The organism is Pantoea stewartii subsp. stewartii, from assembly GCF_008801695.1.
GTDB classification, from domain to species: domain Bacteria; phylum Pseudomonadota; class Gammaproteobacteria; order Enterobacterales; family Enterobacteriaceae; genus Pantoea; species Pantoea stewartii.
The window spans coordinates 61,258-77,749 of sequence record NZ_VZPF01000005.1 but is presented as its reverse complement, the minus strand read 5'-3'; the positions used below and the strand labels follow the sequence as shown (position 1 = coordinate 77,749).

Below are 16,492 nucleotides of genomic sequence, written 5' to 3'. Positions count from 1 at the left end.
ACCGATAAAATCACCGTCATGACAACCACGATATCGATACGGGAGACGCGGTAATGTGGATTAACGGCATCGAACAATCTCATCTCACGGCCCGCGATCGCGCCGTACAATTTGGCGATGGCTGCTTTACCACGGCCGCTATCATCAAGGGCAATATCGCGCTGTTTGACTGGCATATTCAGCGTCTACAGCAAAGCTGCGAACGCCTGTGGTTACAGAATGTTGACTGGCAGGCTCTGGCGGGGGAAATGCTGCAGGCGGCCTCGGGCCATGACAGCGCGGTGCTTAAAGTAATTATCAGCGCAGGCAGTGGGGGACGCGGTTACAGTCGTGCGGGCTGTAGCGGGCCGACGCGCATTGTCTCGGTCTCTGACTGGCCCGGACACTATGCTGCGTTAGAAAATACCGGTGTCAGGCTGGTGGTCAGTCCGGTCCGGCTGGCACGCAACCCCCAGTTTGCCGGGCTAAAACATCTCAACCGGCTTGAACAGGTGATGATTCGTGCCCATCTTGAGCAGACAGACGCGGATGAAGCCCTGGTGCTTGACACCGAAGGTTGGGTGGTGGAATGCTGTGCGGCCAATTTATTCTGGCGGAGCGGCAACACGATCTTTACGCCCCGGCTGGATCAGGCTGGCGTTGACGGCATTATGCGGCAGAATCTGATAGCGCAAATACGTGCAGCAGGACAGAGTTGTCAGGTGGTGCAGGCGACGCTGGCGTCGCTGTTAGCCGCAGACGAAATTGTCATCTGTAATACGCTCATGCCTGTCTTGCCCGTTCGACAACTTGATGCGGTGACCTTTCATCAACGCACATTGTTTAACCAGCTACAGGCAAGCTGTAAAACGATAATGGAAGCAGAATGAGTCGAAGCAAAAAAATTATTGCGGGTGTGCTGGCAGTGCTGCTGGCGGCCGCAGGCGTCAGCTACTGGCAGGTGAAGCAACTTGCTGCCAGCCGTCTGACCCTTTCCCAGGAAACGATTTACACGCTGCCCGCCGGGACGGGCCGTGTGGCGTTAGAAGCCCAGCTGGAAAGTCAGCATATTATTCCCCACAGCATCTGGTTTGGCGCGTTGCTTAAGTTTGAGCCTGAACTGGCAAAATTCAAAGCCGGGACCTATCGTCTGGAACCGTCAATGACGGTGCGCGAGCTACTGGCGTTGCTGGCCAGCGGCAAAGAGGCCCAGTTCCCGCTGCGCTTTGTAGAAGGACAACGCCTGCAGGAGTGGCTGAGTGAATTACGCCAGGCACCCTATGTAAAACATACGTTGCCTGATGATAAGTATGCCACCGTGGCAAAGGCGCTCAGGCTGGATGAAAATCAGCTGGAAGGGAGCTTCTGTCCGGATACCTATCTGTATACCGCCAATACAACGGATATTGCGTTGCTGACGCGTGCGCATCAACGAATGCAAAAGATGGTTGATGAAGTCTGGCAAGGCCGCATGGACAACCTGCCCTACAAGAATGAGCAGGAGATGGTGACGATGGCGTCGATCATTGAAAAAGAGACGGGCGTCAGCGAAGAGCGGGCGAAAGTGGCCTCTGTGTTTATTAACCGACTGCGGACGGGCATGCGCCTGCAGACCGATCCGACCGTGATTTACGGTATGGGCGCAGCCTACAATGGCACGCTGACGCGCAAAGATCTGGAAACAGCGACGCCGTACAATACCTATATCATCAGTGGTTTGCCGCCAGGCCCGATTGCGATGCCGAGTAAGGCCTCATTGATTGCCGCCGCCCATCCGGAAAAGACCAATTACCTCTATTTTGTGGCGGATGGCAAAGGTGGACATACGTTCACGACCAATCTTGCCAGCCATAACAAGGCCGTCCAAGCTTACCGGCTTGCGTTAAAGGAAAAAAATGGACAGTAAGTTTATTGTGATTGAAGGCCTGGAAGGCGCGGGAAAAACCACGGCCCGTGAGGCCATTGTGGCAACGTTACAGGCACACGGGATTGAAGACATCGTCTTTACCCGTGAACCCGGTGGTACGCCGCTGGCTGAACAGCTCCGTATTCTGGTGAAGCAGGGCATTGAGGGCGAGCAGGTGACCGATAAAGCGGAACTGTTAATGCTGTACGCCGCCCGTGTCCAGCTGGTCGAAACCGTGATTAAACCGGCCCTTGCGCGCGGCGCCTGGGTGGTGGGCGATCGGCATGATCTCTCCTCTCAGGCTTACCAGGGCGGCGGCCGTGGGGTTGATGCCGAATTGATGCGTACATTGCGTGATACGGTGCTGGGGGATTTTCGTCCTGACCTGACGTTGTATCTGGATGTCACACCGGAAACAGGATTACAACGTGCCCGCGCTCGTGGTGTGCTGGATCGCATCGAGCAGGAGTCACTGCGCTTTTTCGAACGCACGCGTGACCGCTACCTGGCCCTGGCGGCGGAAGATGCGACGATTCGGACAATCGATGCGACGCAGCCTCTGGAACAGGTGACCACCGCGCTGCAATCCACATTGTCTGCCTGGCTGGCGGAACAGCGGGCATGAACTGGTATCCCTGGCTAAACCAGCCTTACCGGCAGGTGATTGCACAGCACCAGGCGGATCGCGCGCATCACGCGCTGCTGGTGAATGCCATGGAAGGCATGGGCGATGATGCCCTGGTGTGGGGAATGAGCCGCTGGCTGATGTGTCAGCGCCGCGACGGACTGAAAAGCTGCGGTCACTGTCATGGCTGTCAACTGATGCAGGCAAACACGCATCCTGACTGGTACCGGCTGGAAGCCGAAAAAGGCAAAGCCACGCTCGGCATTGATGCCGTGCGCCAGGTGACGGAAAAAATGTACCACCATGCACAGCAGGGCGGGGCTAAAGTCGTCTGGCTGCCCGATGCGTCGCAGCTCAGTGATGCGGCAGCGAACGCCTTGCTGAAAACCCTTGAAGAACCGCCGGCAAACAGCTGGTTCTTTCTGAGCAGTCGTGAACCTTCGCGTTTGCTGGCGACGCTGCGCAGCCGCTGTATGGTGTTAACGCTGGCACCGCCAGACGAAACCCACAGTCTGGCATGGCTCAGAAAGCAGGGAGCGTATGACGAGTCACACTTACTGGCTGCGCTGCGCCTGAGTGCGGGCGCGCCCGGTGCCGCCCTGGCGCTGCTGGATGAGCGAGCATGGCAGGCAAGGCAGGCACTCTGTGATGCCCTTGCCAGCGCCCTGAAACAGGACATCCTGCAACTGCTTCCAGTACTGAATACTGATAACCCAGGCACGCGCATAGGCTGGCTGCTAGCGTTGATACTGGATGCCATCAAGTGGCAGCAGGGTGCGACACAGTGGCTGACCAATGTGGATCGTCAGGATGTGGTGGCGATGCTGGCGCAGCATTTCTCGCAAACGGCGCTGAACAACAGCGCTCAGGACTGGATGCGCTGCCGCGAAACGCTGTCAGAGGTTGCGGCAGTGAATCGTGAACTTTTGTTAACTGACAGGCTACTGAGCTGGGCGGACAACCTGAAGCCCGCAGTACCCGGCTGACTGAGAAAACTATGTTTATTGTTGATTCCCACTGCCATCTTGATGGCCTTGACTATGAAAAAACCCATCAGGATCTTGATGACGTGATCGCCAAAGCGGCAGCGCGCGACGTCAGGTTTATGCTGGCGATTGCCACAACGTTACCTGGCTTTAGCACGTTAAAGGCGCTGGTAGGCGGTCGCGAAAATATCGCACTCTCCTGCGGTGTACATCCGCTGAACCAGGAGGAACCTTACGATGTCGACGAATTCCGTCGGCTGGCCGCCGATCCACAGGTGGTGGCCTTGGGTGAAACCGGACTGGATTATTATTACCAGCAGGAAACCAAAGCGCAGCAGCAGCACTCGTTTCGCGAGCATATCCGTACCGGGATCGCGCTGAACAAGCCGATCATCGTGCACACGCGTGATGCGCGTGAAGATACTCTGGCGATTCTGCGTGAAGAACAGGTTGAACGCTGCGGCGGTGTACTGCACTGTTTTACGGAAGATCAGGCGACAGCGGCGAAGCTGCTGGATATGGGGTTCTACATTTCTTTCTCAGGGATCGTGACATTCCGCAATGCTGAGCAGATACGCGAGGCGGCACGCTATGTTCCCCTTGATCGTATTTTGGTTGAAACCGATTCGCCCTATCTGGCACCTGTACCTTATCGCGGCAAGGAGAATCAACCGGCCTATACACGCGATGTAGCGGACTATCTGGCGGTACTGAAAGGCGTGGATATCGAGACGCTGGCGGCAACCACCACGCAGAATTTCTCCACGCTTTTCCATATCCCCATGAGCCGCCTCGGCGCCTGACAGTTAGTTTATTTCAGGCTTTGTAATAAATACGACATATCCGCTGCTGACTCTGTTTTTGTCCAACAGAGTCAGAGGATTTCGCTGAAAAAATAGGCGGTTATGCACGTATGTTTACCTGTCTGAGCGCTCTGGTTTGCGAAACGTGATAGCCGTCAAAGTAACGAGGCGTAATTTATTTTACCCTTCGTAATAAATCAAAATGGCGGATAACGCCAACCGGTAAAGAACCTCCCTCTTTACCACGCGCACTGCGCGAAAAACGCACTCATACTCAGGAGTTTCACGTTATGTTCAAAAACGCTTTTGCCAACTTACAAAAGGTTGGTAAATCGCTCATGCTGCCGGTGTCGGTTCTGCCTATCGCCGGTATTTTATTAGGAGTAGGTTCCGCCAATTTTAGCTGGTTACCTGTGGTCGTCTCACATGTTATGGCGGAAGCGGGCGGCTCGGTCTTTGCGAATATGCCGTTGATTTTTGCCATCGGTGTTGCGCTGGGCTTTACCAATAACGATGGCGTTTCGGCCCTGGCGGCGGTAGTGGCTTATGGCATCATGGTGAAAACCATGGCCGTGGTGGCACCGTTAGTGCTGCATCTGCCTGCGGCAGAAATTGAGGCCAAACACCTGGCGGACACCGGTGTGCTGGGCGGTATCATTGCCGGCTCCATCGCGGCTTACATGTTCAACCGCTTCTATCGCATCAAGCTGCCTGAGTATCTGGGCTTTTTTGCGGGCAAGCGCTTTGTGCCGATTATTTCCGGTCTGGCGGCTATCGCGATGGGCCTGGTACTGTCATTTATCTGGCCGCCGGTCGGTTCAGCGATTCAGGATTTCTCACAGTGGGCAGCCTATCAGAACCCTGTGGTCGCTTTTGGTATTTACGGCGTGGTTGAACGTGCGCTGGTGCCATTTGGTCTGCACCACATCTGGAACGTCCCTTTCCAGATGCAGATTGGTGAATATACCAATGCGGCAGGTCAGGTTTTCCACGGCGATATTCCGCGCTATATGGCGGGTGACCCAACCGCAGGTAAACTGTCGGGTGGCTTCCTGTTTAAGATGTATGGCTTACCTGCGGCCGCCATTGCGATTTGGCATTCGGCAAAACCAGAAAACCGGGCGAAAGTGGGCGGCATCATGATTTCGGCTGCACTGACCTCGTTCCTGACCGGGATTACCGAGCCGATCGAATTCTCGTTCATGTTCGTTGCGCCTGTCCTGTATGTCATCCATGCGATCCTGGCCGGTCTGGCGTTCCCGATTTGTATTCTGCTCGGCATGCGTGATGGCACCAGCTTCTCTCACGGACTGATCGACTTTATCGTTCTGAGTGGTAACAGCAGCAAAATCTGGCTGTTCCCGATCATCGGGATGATTTATGCGGCGGTTTACTACACCGTGTTCCGTGTGCTGATCGTTAAGCTGGATCTGAAAACGCCAGGCCGTGAAGACAGCGCCAGCGAGCAGTCGTCATCAGCAACCGGCACCGAAATGGCGGGCAAACTGGTTACGGCGTTTGGCGGTAAAGATAACATTACCAACCTGGATGCCTGTATTACCCGTCTGCGCGTCAGCGTGGCGGATGTCAGCAAGGTCGATCAAACAGAACTGAAAAACCTGGGTGCACGCGGTGTGGTCGTGGCAGGTTCAGGGGTTCAGGCCATTTTCGGCACCAAATCTGATAACCTGAAAACCGATATGGATGACTATATCCGTAAAATGTAACAGGCCGTAGCGTACGTTTTTGCCTTTCATAAACAGCGTTGAGTTCCGACTCAACGCTGTTTTTTTATGGCATGACATAACGGCATGACGGCGATAACCTGTTTTGGGCTGGCTTTAGCTGGCCTGACGCGTCACAAATTTAGAGGTCGTCTGCAACAGCAGATCGGACAACCGTTGCAGCTGAGCTGTGGCCGCCGCCGTTTCTTCAACCAGTGCCGCATTCTGCTGCGTATCGCTGTCCATCTGCGCCACGGCAATGCCGACCTGTTTCACGCCGGTGCTCTGCTCATGGCTTCCGGTGCTGATTTCGGCAACCAGATCGTTAACGCGATGAATCTCTTTCACCACCGCCTTCATGGTCTCGCCCGCCACGCTGACATTATTCACCCCGGTTGCTACCCGCGAGTGGCTCTCCGTAATCAACGCTTTGATTTCCTGAGCCGCCACGGCACTGCGTTGTGCCAGACTGCGAACCTCACCGGCTACCACAGCAAAACCCCGTCCCTGATCGCCCGCCCGGGCCGCTTCGACCGCCGCGTTAAGCGCCAGGATATTGGTCTGAAAAGCAATGCCGTCAATCACGCTAATGATTTCCCCTATCCGGCTGCTGCTGTCCTGGATAGCGTGCATGGTCTCTTCTACATCCGAGACGGACTGGCCGCCGCTGGCCACAATCTGAAACGCGTGTTTGACGACATCATTGGCCACCCGCGCATTATCTGCATTACTCTGTACTGCCGAAGAGAGCTGTTCCATTGAGGCGCTGGTTTCTTCCAGTGCAGATGCCTGAGACTCGGTACGGCGTGACAAATCCTGCGTGCCGTTGGCGATTTCTGCGGAGGATTTTGCCACCTGCTCAGCGGCGTCCTGAACTTCACTGATCAGATCGCGGATGTGCTGACGCATCACAGACAACTGAAAAATCAGGCTGGAGGTATCACCGGGTTTTGTTTCGTTGTGCCCGTGAAGGTCACCGCGCGCAATCAGTCCCGCCATGTGGACCGCCACTTCCGGTTCCGCCCCCAGTTGCTTCATGACAGAGATAAAAATCAGCGTACCGAGTACGCCGCCGGCGAGGAAGGTCAGACCGATTAACAGAATTAGCGTGAACGAGGTACTGTCTATGTGGGAAACATTGTCATCAATGACCTGATGCACAGAGGCGTTGTAAATCTTCACGGCCTCCAGCAGCGGATCTCTGACAGCGACGTGCAGGCGGTCGGTGTGCGTGGCAATTTCCTTCAGGGCGCCCGGAATGTCGTTATTGTTCGCCAGCGCATAAACCCGCTGCATAGAGGCCAGATAGTCCGGCCAGGCCTGCAACACTTTTTGCGTAATCGCGACCAATGCGGGATCCTGGGACTGTTTCAGAAAATCCACTGCGGTCTGGACCGACTGCTGTGATTTTTGGTTAAATTTTATCGTATTTTGACGGGATTCGTCCGCGGTGACGTTGCCACCCGGAAAAACATACGCATAGCCCCGACGAAAGTGGGTCGCCATTTCGCGGGCCGCCACGTTCATCATCTGAACCGGCTCAAGCCGCGATGTGTATAACTGCTGTTCTGACGTCGCCAGTGTTCTGAGAGAATGAAGACAGATAACGGCAATAATGACCATGGCGATGAGGAAAAAAGCGGTGAGAAAAATCAGTCGGTGTGACAGTTTAACGCGTTGTAAGAATCGCATAATTAACATCCTGTTTAACGGTTAATTGTAATCGTTTTCATTCAGGCACGTTATTGCGCATCAAGATTTAACGGCCTGAAGCGGTGTAAAACGCGACGGGCTCGGGATCAAACTAATCCGACACGTTATTTATAGTTTCGGCAAGAAATGATAGGGCTTTAATGATCAAATGTTGCAACCTTTTGCTGTCACCCCCGCTCAGTAATGCAGGGACTTAAGCAACGCCCGTCACGCTGTGGATGAGCCGACTGTTGGGGCCAATAGTGCGTAGAGCAGAAAGGGCTGTTGTTGCACGGAAAGACAGCGGGTGATATCCGTCAACCCGTCCAGGACAGCAGGGGAGCGGAGACTGTGGCAACGACCCAACGTTTGCAGGGCTGCTGCGCGTGAAAACCAGAGATACGTGATCGTTTCATTACCCGGCAGGTCGCAGGAAAGGAGACGACACTGACTGTGGGGTGATAAAAATGGAAAGGCCCGTTTCGTGTCCTTACAAGGGCGGAAATGCGTTAAACACCGCCACTTAATGTAAGAAAGAGCGGCGCGAGGGGCTTTGTTGAATAAATGGATTTTATGCTGTGGTACTATGAAAACGGTTGTTTCAGATAACATAAAATCAATGCGTTACATGCTTGCGTATGACGGTGTTCTGTCTGGCATCAGCGTTTTCTACCAAAACAGTGCAGACAAAACAGAATGATTACCTATTATTCAACAAAGCCGGCGCGAGGTTGAAAGAAAACGAATTTCTCCCGCATACTGAGAGATTATCTACCCAGGCTAAAGGAACTGCTCTCTATGGCTGAAGAAACGATTTTCAGTAAAATCATCCGTCGCGAAATTCCCGCCGACGTGGTTTATCAGGATGAACTCGTCACGGCGTTTCGCGATATCTCGCCTAAAGCCCCCACGCACATCCTGATTGTCCCTAACATTCTTATCCCGACCGCCAACGATGTTGAGGCGGCACATGAGCAGGCGCTTGGCCGAATGTTCACGGCGGCGGCGAAGATTGCGCGTGAAGAAGGGATTGATAAAGAGGGTTATCGCCTGATCGTCAACTGCAATCAGCACGGTGGTCAGGAAGTTTACCATATTCATATGCATCTGGTGGGCGGTAAACCGCTTGGTCCGATGCTGTCACATTGATCCCTGAATGGGACCTTGCTATGCGTTCATGGCTGACAGGACTGGCCGTTTTGCTGAGTCTGACCGGTTGCAGTAGTGATAAACCGATGATCAATACGTCTCAGTCGCTGGTGATGGAATCATCCGTGCTTTCAGCGGGCATTATTACCGATGAGCCCACGCTGGATGACCACGACGGTCAGAAACGTGCCAGCAGCATACTCTACAATCAGCGTGAAACGCCGGTTGTGGTGCACTATCGTTATTACTGGTACGACGATAAAGGGCTGGAAATAACGCCGCGTGAACCCGCGCAGATTGTCACGGTGCCGCCTGACGGCAGCTTCGCTGCGGTGTCGCAACTGGGTAACCTGACGGCCAGCAAGGTTCGTCTCTATATCTATCTCTGAGGACTGTTACGTGATTCGCAGTGTTAATCGTACTGGCGCAATGATGATGGCGCTTATTCTTTCGGGCTGTGTGTTGAAACAGCAGCAGCCTGCCCCCGTGGAACAGCAAACTCAGCCCGAGGAACAGACTCAGCCCGTTCCTCAGCCTCAACCCGTTCCGCAGCCGCCAAAGCTGGTGACAATTAACTGGGATGCCACCGTACAGCCGCTGGTCGCCCAAATGGTGCGTGCCGCAACTGTGCAGCCGGGCAGCGTGCTGTTGGTGGATCGTATCAAAAACAACACTAACGGTTCACTCCAGTCGGAGAAGGCAACCAGTGCCATTCAGACGGCGCTGAACAACAATGGTAAGTTCAGCCTGGTGTCGCCGGAGCAGCTGGCGCAGGCCAAACAGGCGCTGGGGCTTTCGCCGGACGACAGTCTTAACTCACGCAGTAAAGCGATTGGCCTGGCGCGTAACGTTAACGCCCAGTATGTGCTTTACAGCACGGCGAAGGGTGACGTCAAAACGCCGACCATCCAGATGCAGCTCATGCTGGTGCAGACGGGCGAAATTATCTGGTCGGGCAACGGTGTCGCCCAGAATTAATGCCGCTTTTTTACAGCTGATTCAGGCTACAACGGGTGAGCAGCCGGGCAACCTGACCTCACTCGCGGGCTTAACCGGGCAGAGTTGTCGCATCCTGACCGCACAGGGACGCTATCTTCTCCGCCCGGCACCGCATCCCGCGATACCGTTCGTTAATCGCCAGCGCGAGCACCGTGTGTTGCGCAAGTTGCAGTCCAGCGGGCTGGTTAATGCGCCGCTGGCGGGTAACCGCCATGGCCTTGTTATGCCCTGGCAGGAAGGTGAGGTGCTGGATGAGGCGGGTTTTCGTGCACAGCGGTACGAGGTGATTACGCTCCTCCAGCGGCTTCATCACCAGCCGCTGACCGGTTATCGTGTCGTGCTGTTACCCCTGCTGTGGCAATACTGGCAGCAGTGCCAGCAGCGTCAATATTGCTGGCTGCGCCAGCTAAAACGGCTGACAGAGCAGGGGGAGCCGCGTCCGTTGCGCCTTGCCCCGCTGCATATGGATGTTCATCCTGCCAACCTGATCCAGTCATCGCAGGGGCTGCATCTTATCGACTGGGAATATGCCGCGGACGGGGATGTGGCGCTGGAGCTGGCCGCCGTCTGTTTTGCCGTGCCGGATCAGCAAACGGGTTGGCTAACCGACTATGCTGAGCGGATGCAGTTACCGCTGGCTTCACTTCAGCGTCAGGTTCGTCGCTGGCAACCATGGCTGCACCTGCTAGTGGCCAGCTGGTATCAACTGCGCGCAGAACAGAGTGGCGATGCCCAATTACAACAGCTGGCTCAACAGAGCTGGTCACAGATTTAACGGCTTTGCGCAGAGGCGCAGAGAGACAGGATACAGGTTATGACAATACGTTTTCCCGGCCCACTCATGCTGGACGTTGAGCGTTTCGAGCTGGATGCCGAAGAGCGCGACATACTGCGCCATCCGCTGGTGGGTGGCGTGATTCTTTTTGCCCGCAATTACCACGATCCGGCGCAACTGGCCGAGCTGGTCCGTCAGATCCGCGCCGCGTCGCACACTCGTCTGGTTGTGGCCGTCGATCAGGAAGGTGGTCGGGTACAGCGTTTTCGTGACGGCTTCACCACACTACCGGCGATGCAGTCTTTTGCTGCGCTCCACGATATGAGCACGGCAGGGGAGTTGGCCCAGCAGGCAGGCTGGCAGATGGCCGCCGAAATGATAGCGATGGATATCGACATCAGCTTTGCGCCGGTGCTGGATATCGGCCACATCAGTGCGGCCATTGGCGACCGGTCATTTCACGCGGATCCGCAGAGCGCCCTCGCGATAGCGCGCCGCTTTATTGCCGGTATGCATGAGGCGGGAATGAAGACGACCGGTAAGCATTTCCCCGGTCATGGTGCGGTCAGCGCAGATTCCCATAAAGAAACCCCGCGTGACAATCGCCGTGAAGCCGAGGTGCGCGAGCACGATATGGCCATTTTTCGTACGCTGATTCATGAACAGGCGCTGGATGCCATTATGCCTGCCCATGTGATCTACAGCGAAGCGGACCCGCTTCCTGCCAGCGGATCACCCTACTGGCTGAAAACGGTGTTACGCCAGGAACTGGGCTTTAAGGGCGTTATTTTCTCTGACGATCTCTCCATGGAAGGTGCCGCCGTGATGGGCAGCTATGCGGAGCGTGCGCAGCAGTCACTGTCTGCCGGTTGTGACATGGTTCTGGTTTGTAACGATCGCAAGGGCGCCGTCAGTTTAATAGATAATTTGACCCTGATCGAAGCGGAGCCTGTCATGCAGTTGTATCATCGTGGAACCCTGAGCCGGGAGAGCCTGAAAGCGAGTCGCCGCTGGAAAGACAATGCGCAGCAGCTCAGTGCGCTACAGGCGCGCTGGCTGGCACATAAAGCCGCGTTATAGCCATCAGGTTGCCCGGCGCGACAGCCATAGAGGATAAACATGATTATTTATCTGCACGGTTTTGACGCGACGAGCCCGGGCAACCACGAAAAGGTGTTGCAACTGCAGTTTATCGATCCTGATGTCAGACTCATCAGTTACAGCACCCGTCATCCTAAACATGACATGCAATTTCTGCTGAAAGAAACGGATAAAATGCTGGGCCTCAGTGATGATCCCCGTCCGCTGATCTGCGGGGTCGGCTTAGGAGGCTACTGGTCCGAGCGTATTGGTTTTTTATGCGGTATCCGTCAGGTCCTGTTTAATCCCAACCTCTTTCCCTTCGAGACCATGGAAGGCAGGATTGATCGTCCTGAAGAGTACCTGGATATAGCCACCAAGTGCGTCAGCGATTTTCGCGAGCGTAATCGTGACCGCTGCCTGACCATTTTAGCGCGTCATGATGAGGCGCTTGACAGCCAGCGCACCGCGACGCTGCTCCAGCCTTATTACCCCCTTATCTGGGACGAAAGCGAAAGCCATAAGTTCAGGAATCTCTCGCCCCATCTCCAGCGAATCAACGCCTTCAAAACCACCGTTTAACACAACGCGGCAACCGCACGATGCCGGGCTCTATGCCAGGAACAGTCTGCTAAATTTGATGTACATCAATTTTCTGAGGCCCATCCGGGGGCGTCATGGTATTCTGCCTTCAGATAGCGATGTTATGTCGCCAACCCTATGTTTATTAAGGTTTAATTTAACCATTGATTAACTTTTGGTTCACAATTTGAGGGGGTCCTTGTTGACTGCATCTGTTAAGAAAATTGTTATTGTTGGCGGCGGTGCCGGCGGGCTGGAAATGGCCACGCAACTGGGCCACAAGCTGGGGCGTAAAAAGAAAGCCGAGATTATTCTGGTCGATCGCAACCACAGTCACTTGTGGAAGCCGCTGCTGCATGAAGTCGCTACCGGATCGATGGATGAGGGGATTGATGCGCTGAGTTATCTGGCGCATGCCCGTAATCACGGTTTCCAGTTCCAGCTGGGTTCGCTCACTAACATCAACCGCGAAAAGAAAGTGATTCAGCTGGCCGAAGTGGTCAATGCGCAGGGGGACGTATTAGTGCCCCTGCGCGAACTGGCCTACGACACGCTGGTGATGGCGCTGGGCAGTACCTCAAACGACTTTGGGACGCCGGGCGTCAAAGATCACTGCATTTTTCTCGATAACCCGCACCAGGCTCGCCGTTTCCATAACGAAATGCTCAACCTGTTCCTGAAATTCTCGGCCAGTGAAGGGGCGCTGGAGAAGGTCAATATCGCCATCGTCGGGGGCGGAGCAACAGGCGTTGAGCTGTCGGCGGAGCTGCATAATGCCGTGAAGCAACTGCACAGCTATGGCTATAAGGCGCTCGACAGCGAAGCGCTGAACGTAACGCTGGTGGAAGCGGGCGAACGTATCCTGCCAGCCTTACCACCGCGTATTTCGGCGGCGGCCCATCAGGAACTGTCAAAGCTGGGTGTTCGCGTGCTGACACAAACGATGGTCACCAGCGCAGATAAGCAGGGCCTGCACACGAAGAGCGGCGAATTTATCGAAGCCGATTTAATGGTCTGGGCAGCGGGCATCAAAGCGCCTGATTTTATGAAAGGCATCGGTGGACTGGAAACGAATCGCATTAATCAACTGGTGGTCAAAGACACGCTGCAAACCACGCTGGATGAGGATATCTACGCTATCGGCGACTGCGCCTCCTGTGCCTTGCCGGGTGGCGGATTCGTACCACCGCGTGCGCAGTCAGCTCACCAGATGGCGTCCTGTGCGCTGGATAACATCCTGCTGCAGTACCGGGGCAAGCCGTTGAAAGCCTACGTCTATAAAGACCACGGCTCGCTGGTGTCGCTGTCGCGCTTTAGTACGGTAGGAAGCCTGATGGGCAACCTGATGCGTGGCTCTATGATGATTGAAGGGCGCATCGCCCGTGTTGTCTATATCTCCCTGTACCGCATGCATCAGGTCGCCCTGCATGGCTATATCAAAACTGGCCTGATGATGGTGGTGGGGAGCCTGAACCGGGTGATTCGCCCCCGGCTGAAACTGCACTAAGAGTACGGGGCGGATTCGCCTGACTTCGCCACCGGTGCTGTTCCGGTGGCGAAACCCGCGCACGATTTTACGCTGTCATTCCTGTTCAGAACTCTCCGAAAACGTGGTAGTACCACTGTTGGCGCGATTTTCTTCCCAAATTCCGATATTGCAAAAGCTTTACATCTGTAAAACTTATCTCAACCAAACGGCGAGTCGCGCACGCCGGTTCTGCCAGTGCTGTGAGGGATATCCAGCGGCAGGAATGCGCGGTAACACTTTCAGGAGGAACTTCCTGTGAATAAATCAATGTTAGCGGGTATCGGTATTGGCGTGGCAGCGGCACTGGGTGTTGCCGCCGTAGCAAGCATTAACGTGTTTGACCGCGGTCCTCAATACGCACAGGTGCTGTCAGCAACACCAATAAAAGAATCTATCAAACAACCGCGTCAGGAATGTCGTAACGTGACGCTGACGCATCGTCGTCCGGTTCAGGATGAAAACCGTATCGCCGGTTCAGTACTGGGTGCGGTAGCGGGCGGTGTGCTGGGTCATCAGTTTGGCGGTGGTCGCGGACGCGATGTCGCAACGGTAGCCGGTGCGCTGGCAGGCGGTTATGCCGGTAACCAAGTTCAGGGCGGCCTGCAGGATCGTGATACCTACACGACGTCTGAACAGCGTTGCAGAACCGTATACGACAAACAAGAAAAGATGCTGGGTTATGACGTAACCTACAAGGTCGGCGACCAGCAGGGTAAAATCCGTATGGAAAACGATCCGGGTACGCGTATTCCGGTTGACCGTAACGGACAATTGATCCTGAACGGCGACAAGGCTTAAGGGCAAAGCTTGCCGCACTGCGGTCACACAGTACACATAACAAAAATGATAAGCGCATCTCCGGATGCGCTTTTTTTTGCTTATCCGAACGCTAAAGCGCGCAACCGAACGATAGCCTCTTCCAGGCTGCTCGCCGTGCATGGCTGACCTTATGCATCAGATCCCGGCTGCCCGGTAAATACGACTGCGTTAAAGCGGCGGCGTCAGGCTGACATTTTCATTCACGCGATTCACAGACAGTCACGTCAGGACAGTTTTTGTAACACATTACTTGCTGGATTTTTACATATTTAGAACAAAGTGCACAGTCAGGGAAAGAGCATTACGCTTAATTACTCTTTCTTATCAAATGCATTGAGAAAGCAGGCTAACCGTTGATAACAAAACCGGTTTGCTTCGGTGCAAAAGTAAAAGGGAGCAGTTCAATGCGTGATAACACCTCAGTCGAGCACAGCACGGTGCGCAAGATGGCATGGCGGCTGATGCCGCTGTTTACGGTAGGCTATTTTCTGGCGTCCCTGGACCGCGTCAACGTCGGCTTTGCGGCATTACAAATGAATGGCGACATCGGCTTATCCGCTGCCGCATACGGCCTGGGTGCAGGGCTGTTTTTCTTTGCCTACTGCCTTTTCGCCGTGCCCTGCAATATGGTGATGACAAAAGTGGGCGCAACCCGCTGGCTGTCTGCCGTCATGATTGCATGGGGATTGCTGGCGGCGGGCATGTCAATGGCGCAGGGCCCGGTATCTTTTTATCTTCTCCGGTTTTTACTGGGGATCGCGGAAGCCGGCTTTTTCCCGGGCGTCATTTATTACTTTACGCTTTGTTTTCCCAAACGTTATCGCGGACAAATGGTGGCCATCCTGATGATGGCACTGCCGGTGTCCAGCGTGCTGGGTTCACCACTGTCCGCCGCACTGCTTAATTTCGATGGCCTGATGAACCTGCGTGGCTGGCATTGGTTATTTATCCTTGAAGGTGCGCCGGCTGTCGCGCTGGGCTTCCTGACCTTTCTGATGTTGCCGAGGCAGCCTCTGGAGGCTAAATGGCTGAGCCCGCAGGAAAGCAGCTGGTTACGTCATACGATGGCGGAAGAGCAGAAAAGTGCCGCCCCGACAACCCCGCGCGTCAGCCTGTTCGCCACGTTGTTCAGTCCGCACGTGCTGCTGCTGACGCTTATTTATCTGGGCGGAACCGCCGTTACCAATGGTCTGGCATTATGGCAACCTCAAATCATTAAAACCTTTAACCTGAGCGTTATTCAGATTGGCTTAGTCAATGCCATTCCGTTCGCGGTGGCGAGCCTGGCCATGTATCTGTGGGGACGTCACTCTGACCAGACAGGCGAGCGTCGTCTGCACACCGCTTTTCCGTTATTGCTGGGAGCGACCGGTCTTGCGGCCAGCATGTATGTTACCCATCTCTGGCCGATGCTGATGGTGCTTTGCCTGACCATTACCGCAGCGTCGATGATTAAGGGCCCGTTCTGGGCGATGGCAACCGAGATGATCCCCGCCAGCGCGGCGGCTGTGGTCATCGGGCAAATCAATGCCCTTAATAATCTGGGTGTGTTTGTGGGCACCTGGCTAATTGGCTTAATTCGCACCAGTACGGGGAGTTTTACCTATGCGCTGACGCCCCTGATGCTGGTCACGTCCTGTGCCTGCCTTGGCGCGCTGTTGATTGGCCGACGTCAGTCACCGCGTGATCCGCATAAAAAGCCTGTCTGACACCACGGCATGAATGCACGCTCCTGATGAAAAGCGTGGCGGCGGAAACAGGCGCATGAAACGCACTTCTCAGCCAACCATAAAAAAAGCCGCCGTAAGGCGGCTTGTCAGCACAATGAAGCAAAACGATGAGCGA

The 16,492-nt window shown here is 54.9% G+C and carries 16 protein-coding genes; 15 read left to right on the top strand and 1 reads right to left on the bottom strand.

The window, feature by feature from the left end; all coding sequences use genetic code 11:
* Positions 1-53 precede the first annotated feature (53 nt).
* From pabC to ptsG, 6 genes are all read left to right on the top strand, one after another.
* Positions 54-869, top strand: coding sequence for an aminodeoxychorismate lyase (pabC, locus tag F7Q90_RS02540; RefSeq protein ID WP_006118835.1), 816 nt, complete (start codon positions 54-56; stop codon positions 867-869).
* On the top strand, positions 866-1,885 hold the full coding sequence (yceG, locus tag F7Q90_RS02535; RefSeq protein ID WP_006118836.1) for a cell division protein YceG: 1,020 nt from the start codon (positions 866-868) through the stop codon (positions 1,883-1,885). The genes pabC and yceG overlap by 4 nt, the downstream gene beginning before the upstream one ends.
* On the top strand, positions 1,875-2,510 hold the full coding sequence (gene tmk / locus F7Q90_RS02530) for a dTMP kinase (protein ID WP_006118837.1): 636 nt from the start codon (positions 1,875-1,877) through the stop codon (positions 2,508-2,510). Before yceG ends, tmk begins: the two co-directional genes overlap by 11 nt.
* Complete coding sequence (gene holB / locus F7Q90_RS02525; RefSeq protein ID WP_006118838.1) at positions 2,507-3,496, top strand: DNA polymerase III subunit delta'; 990 nt, start codon at positions 2,507-2,509, stop codon at positions 3,494-3,496. Before tmk ends, holB begins: the two co-directional genes overlap by 4 nt.
* A gap of 11 nt (positions 3,497-3,507) precedes the next feature.
* On the top strand, positions 3,508-4,299 hold the full coding sequence (locus F7Q90_RS02520; protein ID WP_006118839.1) for a metal-dependent hydrolase: 792 nt from the start codon (positions 3,508-3,510) through the stop codon (positions 4,297-4,299).
* A 290-nt stretch (positions 4,300-4,589) separates the two neighbouring features.
* A complete protein-coding gene (ptsG, locus tag F7Q90_RS02515; protein WP_006118840.1) occupies positions 4,590-6,026 on the top strand; it encodes a PTS glucose transporter subunit IIBC in 1,437 nt (478 codons plus the stop codon).
* Between the two features lie 114 nt (positions 6,027-6,140).
* Here the strand turns inward: ptsG and F7Q90_RS02510 are convergent, their stop codons facing one another.
* Positions 6,141-7,715, bottom strand: a complete 1,575-nt coding sequence (locus F7Q90_RS02510) for a methyl-accepting chemotaxis protein (protein ID WP_006118841.1) — start codon at positions 7,713-7,715, stop codon at positions 6,141-6,143.
* Between the two features lie 798 nt (positions 7,716-8,513).
* On the opposite strand from F7Q90_RS02510, the gene hinT reads away from it, so the two are divergent.
* The 9 genes from hinT (at position 8,514) to F7Q90_RS02465 (ending at position 16,356) form a co-directional block, all read left to right on the top strand.
* Positions 8,514-8,864: a purine nucleoside phosphoramidase gene (gene hinT, locus F7Q90_RS02505; RefSeq protein ID WP_006118842.1), complete on the top strand. Its 351-nt coding sequence runs from the start codon at positions 8,514-8,516 to the stop codon at positions 8,862-8,864.
* A gap of 20 nt (positions 8,865-8,884) precedes the next feature.
* Positions 8,885-9,253 (top strand): YcfL family protein, encoded by a 369-nt coding sequence (locus F7Q90_RS02500; protein WP_006118843.1) that lies wholly within the window; start codon positions 8,885-8,887, stop codon positions 9,251-9,253.
* 10 nt (positions 9,254-9,263) lie between these two features.
* Entirely contained in the window at positions 9,264-9,842 is a 579-nt protein-coding gene (gene lpoB, locus F7Q90_RS02495) for a penicillin-binding protein activator LpoB (RefSeq protein ID WP_006118844.1), read from the top strand.
* Entirely contained in the window at positions 9,826-10,638 is an 813-nt protein-coding gene (thiK, locus tag F7Q90_RS02490) for a thiamine kinase (RefSeq protein ID WP_006118845.1), read from the top strand. Before lpoB ends, thiK begins: the two co-directional genes overlap by 17 nt.
* Before the next feature lie 39 nt (positions 10,639-10,677).
* Positions 10,678-11,718: a beta-N-acetylhexosaminidase gene (nagZ, locus tag F7Q90_RS02485; RefSeq protein WP_006118846.1), complete on the top strand. Its 1,041-nt coding sequence runs from the start codon at positions 10,678-10,680 to the stop codon at positions 11,716-11,718.
* A gap of 39 nt (positions 11,719-11,757) precedes the next feature.
* On the top strand, positions 11,758-12,300 hold the full coding sequence (ycfP, locus tag F7Q90_RS02480; protein ID WP_006118847.1) for an alpha/beta hydrolase YcfP: 543 nt from the start codon (positions 11,758-11,760) through the stop codon (positions 12,298-12,300).
* A gap of 202 nt (positions 12,301-12,502) precedes the next feature.
* Positions 12,503-13,807 carry an NAD(P)/FAD-dependent oxidoreductase gene (locus F7Q90_RS02475; RefSeq protein WP_006118848.1) on the top strand — a complete coding sequence of 435 codons (1,305 nt, stop codon included), beginning with the start codon at positions 12,503-12,505 and terminating at the stop codon, positions 13,805-13,807.
* A gap of 276 nt (positions 13,808-14,083) precedes the next feature.
* Positions 14,084-14,626 (top strand): glycine zipper 2TM domain-containing protein, encoded by a 543-nt coding sequence (locus F7Q90_RS02470; RefSeq protein ID WP_006118849.1) that lies wholly within the window; start codon positions 14,084-14,086, stop codon positions 14,624-14,626.
* Positions 14,627-15,051: 425 nt separating this feature from the next.
* Positions 15,052-16,356 (top strand): MFS transporter, encoded by a 1,305-nt coding sequence (locus F7Q90_RS02465; RefSeq protein ID WP_006118850.1) that lies wholly within the window; start codon positions 15,052-15,054, stop codon positions 16,354-16,356.
* Positions 16,357-16,492: the final 136 nt, after the last annotated feature.

Excerpts from the sequence above, each read along its gene's own strand:
- pabC (WP_006118835.1), top strand. The coding sequence starts at position 54 with ATGTGGATTAACGGCATCGAACAATCTCATCTCACGGCCCGCGATCGC.
- yceG (WP_006118836.1), top strand. The coding sequence starts at position 866 with ATGAGTCGAAGCAAAAAAATTATTGCGGGTGTGCTGGCAGTGCTGCTG.
- tmk (WP_006118837.1), top strand. The coding sequence starts at position 1,875 with ATGGACAGTAAGTTTATTGTGATTGAAGGCCTGGAAGGCGCGGGAAAA.
- holB (WP_006118838.1), top strand. The coding sequence starts at position 2,507 with ATGAACTGGTATCCCTGGCTAAACCAGCCTTACCGGCAGGTGATTGCA.
- F7Q90_RS02520 (WP_006118839.1), top strand. The coding sequence starts at position 3,508 with ATGTTTATTGTTGATTCCCACTGCCATCTTGATGGCCTTGACTATGAA.
- ptsG (WP_006118840.1), top strand. The coding sequence starts at position 4,590 with ATGTTCAAAAACGCTTTTGCCAACTTACAAAAGGTTGGTAAATCGCTC.
- F7Q90_RS02510 (WP_006118841.1), bottom strand. The coding sequence starts at position 7,715 with ATGCGATTCTTACAACGCGTTAAACTGTCACACCGACTGATTTTTCTC.
- hinT (WP_006118842.1), top strand. The coding sequence starts at position 8,514 with ATGGCTGAAGAAACGATTTTCAGTAAAATCATCCGTCGCGAAATTCCC.
- F7Q90_RS02500 (WP_006118843.1), top strand. The coding sequence starts at position 8,885 with ATGCGTTCATGGCTGACAGGACTGGCCGTTTTGCTGAGTCTGACCGGT.
- nagZ (WP_006118846.1), top strand. The coding sequence starts at position 10,678 with ATGACAATACGTTTTCCCGGCCCACTCATGCTGGACGTTGAGCGTTTC.
- ycfP (WP_006118847.1), top strand. The coding sequence starts at position 11,758 with ATGATTATTTATCTGCACGGTTTTGACGCGACGAGCCCGGGCAACCAC.
- F7Q90_RS02465 (WP_006118850.1), top strand. The coding sequence starts at position 15,052 with ATGCGTGATAACACCTCAGTCGAGCACAGCACGGTGCGCAAGATGGCA.